Origin of the sequence: Methanospirillum sp. (genome assembly GCF_035560735.1) — an archaeon.
GTDB lineage: Archaea > Halobacteriota > Methanomicrobia > Methanomicrobiales > Methanospirillaceae > Methanospirillum.
On sequence record NZ_DATMYY010000116.1, the window covers coordinates 1 to 4,447 of the forward strand.

The following is a 4,447-nucleotide window of genomic DNA, read 5'->3' on the forward strand; positions in this document are numbered from 1 at the left end:
CTCCTGTGGAACCGGGGTGCTGATGAACATGCCTGATCTATCAGCACCAGTGTCCGGAAAATAGATATTTCCCGTGAGGAAGTAAGATTGTAGTTTAATATGAGGTCGGCAGGGTGACTTCCAGACCTCACACCAATTCAAATGCGTTAGGACGGCTATATGACTCGATATACTACAATCTGGAGATTGGGGGAAGCAGTAGATGTCTGATCTTCCCCTGATGCCCGGAATTTATGGTCCCACGATTTTTTTTGACTACACGTGCATATACCACCCCCTCACAGCGGTCCTACGAAGGTGCTTATCGTCTCTTCAAAGAGCGTGAGAGCCCCATCGAACCCAGCATATGTCCGGTTTAAGATGAGCCTGTTCATTGCTGGGAACGAGACAGTAATTGGTATTGCTCCAAATTCCTGTAATGAAGTTGGTGCTTCCAGTGAACTCGCATACAGGAACAAGAATGGGCGGTTCTTCAGATTCTGACGCACCAGGTGTGAATCAGTCTCAAATATCACATCAGGTTTGACAGGAGTTTCAAGACCTTCGGTGAGATGTTTTGTTATCTCTGCCCTGACTTCCTCTGGTGGTTCATCAGCAATCTGGATGACATCAGGTAGATACCCAAGTTCATTGACCAGGAAACGGGTGATCCCGATTGCAGTTCCTGAGTCTGCTACAACCGCAAAGAATGGATGTGGCCTGACAAGCATATGAGCATCACCGCCGTACTCAATGAACCGGTACACCCGCCTCTCTTCAGATTCAATAACTGACTCAACAACCTTTTCAGATATATTGAGTGTCTTTCCGACGGTTCGAAGGAACTCTGCAGTCTGTTTTGGTCCGATTGGAACTGATGGGAATGACAGGAACGGTGTTTCAAATTTCTCTTTTAGTAGATTTACAACACGGTGACCATTCCACGTTGAGAGGACGATGTTATATTCTGCTGCTGGGATATTCCTGAGTTGATCTGTTCCGTCAAATTCAGCCAGGAACACATTTGCAGTAACACCAATTCTTGCAAGCAGGTCTTTTATGGTCTTGGCATCTCCTTTCCAGAAGACATGCTGATAGGGAACAATCCCGAATATGTTCACTGTCTTGGGCTGAATCTTCTCTGCAGGCTTCAGGATATCGTTTATTACAGCTTCAAAGAAGAGTTCATATCCCTCATATGAATTCCCGGTAAATCCGGAAGTTTTCACATAAACGATATCTTTCTCCTCTTTAAATGGCCTCACAACTGCATTCACGTCATCTCCGATAAGAGACGGAACACAGCCGGTAATCACAGCATAGAGATCCCCTTCCATCAGTTCAGTACTTGCTTTGATGAGATCTTTTAGTTTCTCTTCACCGCCAAATACAACGTGATGCTCGACAAGTGAGGAACAGGGAGTACTGGTTCCTCCCTGTGGGCCTCCAGCATTCTGCCCTCCTGCATAGAGCTGCCCGAAGAGCTGACCGATACCACAGCCTGCTCCTGAGTGGAGGATTGGGACTGTTCCATATATCCCTAATGCAGTTCCAAGTGCTCCTCCGAGTGCACAGGAGAATCTCGGCGCCTCTATTGCTCTTCCTTCTGAAAAATCTTCAGATGCCGATTCTGCTTCTGCACTACCCATGTTAGATGCTCTCCGGTTTCATGTAATAGAGCGGGTTCGACTGTTTGAACCACCACTCGCGGTAACTGTCTTTTGTCTTTGCTTTGAGTGTCTTCTGGAATGCAGAACTCTTGAGAGCCTGAAGTAGGAAGTTTCCAAACGCGATTGCTCCTGTGTATCCACTCTGTGCACTCCACGGGTCTGGATCTCCACGAAGTGCGTGAATCCTGGTTGATCCCTTAACTCTCTTGTATGCTCCTCCCTGGAATGGGCAGCTGAGGGTCAGATCGGGATCAAGTTGTTCGGTGATATGTGACTGTTCTGCGGCCTGGAACGTGTTTACCAGGAGATCGAAGTCACCAACCTTTGCAATCACGTCCTCAAGATCCTCAAGGATCAGGTTGTCATAGTCCTGTGACATCGCAGCCGGTGAGGTGAGCCCGAGTTCATCGAAGTACGGGAGCTGTGCAAGTAGTCTTCCCTGACCGAGTGATCCGAGAACCCTGACTTTACTTCCTTTCTCTGCTGCAATCCGGTCAAATTCTGATCTGATCGCCTGAAGCTTTGGAAGCCAGGTTTTGTGTTCATCCTCGATTAATGCCTCGATCTCATCAACCTTTCCGGTATGCTTTCCGATCTGTCTGAGCCACTCGTCGGTGTTTGCAACTCCCATTGGAGACGGATACATGAAGTATGGAACACCGTACTCCTGCTCAAGTCCACGTGAGATGTAATCGGTGTACGTCGGGCAGAGTGGTGCTGTTACTGCTGCTTCAGAGAGCTGCTGGAACTGCTCTACGCTGGCAAACTCAGGAATCAGGTTTGCACGAAGACCTACTTTGCTCAGCAGTCTCTGAATTTCGAGCCTGTCCTGCCAGGTGTATGAGAGCATGCTTGCAACATTGACCAGATCCTCTTGTTTCTCCTGTGGTTTCTTTACCAGGTATTTCAGGACTGCATGCCAGAATGCGTCATATCCGGTCTGAACCAGCCGCGATCTGACACCTTCACAGTGAATTGGAACGATGGTTGCATCGATATGAGGCTGGACATCTGCAACTGCTCCTTCGATATCTTCACCAATAATTCCGGTTGTACAGGATGTCAGGATGAAGATTGCCTTTGGATTGTATCGCTTCTGTGCCTCGTATATGGTCTTCTTGAGCTTATCGCCAGCTCCATATACTACATCTTTGTCCCGAAGGTTCGTGGTCATCCAGTGGAGGTCATAGTTTGCCGGTCTTCCAAGTTCAACAGGGATTCCCCTGAAGAGTTCACGGTAACCAAGTGCTGACGATGAGCACCCTACCGGAGCATGGAAGATGGTTGCTGAATCTCTGATGGTTCCGACACGAACCGAGAGGTAGAAGTTGAGTGTACATCCCGATGATTGAGCAAATCCACGCTCATGATTCTTGAGGCATCCTGATTTAGCCTGGTCAACAAGCTCACTTGCCTTTCCATAGAAGATATTGATACCATTTGCCCGCTGTTCACGGTTCGGGCAGGTGATCTGTGAGAGATCTATCTTCTTCTCATAGAGTTCCTTCTCTGCTTCTTCCCTGGTGTTGTATACCATAATTACTCCTCTCTGTGGTTATGTTGCCGCTGCTACAGTTCCTGAACGGTGGGTATGTTCCTCCTCCTTTTTGTCAAGGAGGCGGTCTGACCATGATTCAGCCCACAATTTCAGTTGTTCAGCATCAAGAGGTGCCGGAACGTACTTCTTCTCGTTGCTTATGATTGCTTTTGCAAGCCGGCGGTATACATCTGCCTGCTCTGAGTCGGGATCATACTCGACTGCAGTCTGACCACGAAGTTCACTTCTTGTGATAGTGATCGATCTTGGAACATACTCAGCGATCGTTGTCCCGGTCTGGACAGCGAAATCATCGATGATCTCTTTGTGAATTGGCAAGGAAACTGAGTTTGCAATGATGCCAGAGAAGAGAGCTCCTCCGCTGTTGGCATATTTTTTAATTCCCTTGAAGAGGTTATTTGCAGCATATACTGCCATGAAATCGGCAGATGTTACCGTATATACCTGTTCTGCAACTCCTTCACGGATTGGGACTGAGAATCCTCCACAGACCACATCACCGAGAACATCATAGAGAACAACATCAGGTTTGTACTGCTCGAAGACCTTCTTCTGTCTGAGCAGTTCGATTGCTGCAATGATACCTCGTCCGGCACATCCGACACCCGGTTCAGGTCCCCCTGCTTCTATGCAGAGTACACCGCCAAATCCTTCGTACACGATGTCTTCTATCTCAACCTTCTTCCCGCTCCTGATTGCATCAAGGACTGATGGGATGGATTTTCCTCCACGAAGGTTGTTGGTCGAATCACTCTTTGGGTCGCATCCTATCTGGATGACCTTTAGACCACTATCAGCAAGGGCTGCACTGATATTGGAAGTCGTAGTTGACTTTCCAATGCCACCCTTTCCATAAATGGCGATATTTTTGGTTCCGGTCATGTTATCTCCAAATTCTGATACCAAGGTCATCACGAAAGAGGATAAACCAAAAGAAGGGTGCAACTGATGGCTGTATATCTCAAAAAATGGAAAAGATGCGGCAATAATTGTAAACATCAGATCTCATGAGATAAAACCAGGGTCAAAAAAAGGTTCTTTTGAATATGGATTTCATACAGATTAGTGGGATATCAGTCTCTTTGATCAGGTTTTCGCGTTCTGGAATCCTGAAACATTCATACGTTCATGCTGATCGCGCTTCCCGTTGAGTCAGGCTCCTAATGATAATTGTGACATAGATGCCCTGATATTTCTATGTAGAACCCTAATTCCACGAATGTTTTACATAGTGTTCGAT

At 47.2% G+C, this 4,447-nt stretch carries 3 protein-coding genes; all 3 read right to left on the reverse strand.

Annotated features, from left to right (window positions below):
- Positions 1-278 precede the first annotated feature (278 nt).
- Genes VN429_RS03625 through VN429_RS03635 form a run of 3 tightly spaced genes read right to left on the reverse strand, consistent with a single transcriptional unit; the run spans position 279 to position 4,089 of the window.
- Positions 279-1,628 (reverse strand): nitrogenase component 1, encoded by a 1,350-nt coding sequence (locus VN429_RS03625; RefSeq protein WP_325629895.1) that lies wholly within the window; start codon positions 1,626-1,628, stop codon positions 279-281.
- Between the two features lies 1 nt (position 1,629).
- A complete protein-coding gene (locus VN429_RS03630) occupies positions 1,630-3,186 on the reverse strand; it encodes a nitrogenase component 1 (protein WP_325629897.1) in 1,557 nt (518 codons plus the stop codon).
- Positions 3,187-3,204: 18 nt separating this feature from the next.
- Positions 3,205-4,089 carry a nitrogenase iron protein NifH gene (locus VN429_RS03635; protein ID WP_325629899.1) on the reverse strand — a complete coding sequence of 295 codons (885 nt, stop codon included), beginning with the start codon at positions 4,087-4,089 and terminating at the stop codon, positions 3,205-3,207.
- Positions 4,090-4,447: the final 358 nt, after the last annotated feature.

Excerpts from the sequence above, each read along its gene's own strand:
- VN429_RS03625 (WP_325629895.1), bottom strand. The coding sequence starts at position 1,628 with ATGGGTAGTGCAGAAGCAGAATCGGCATCTGAAGATTTTTCAGAAGGA.
- VN429_RS03630 (WP_325629897.1), bottom strand. The coding sequence starts at position 3,186 with ATGGTATACAACACCAGGGAAGAAGCAGAGAAGGAACTCTATGAGAAG.
- VN429_RS03635 (WP_325629899.1), bottom strand. The coding sequence starts at position 4,089 with ATGACCGGAACCAAAAATATCGCCATTTATGGAAAGGGTGGCATTGGA.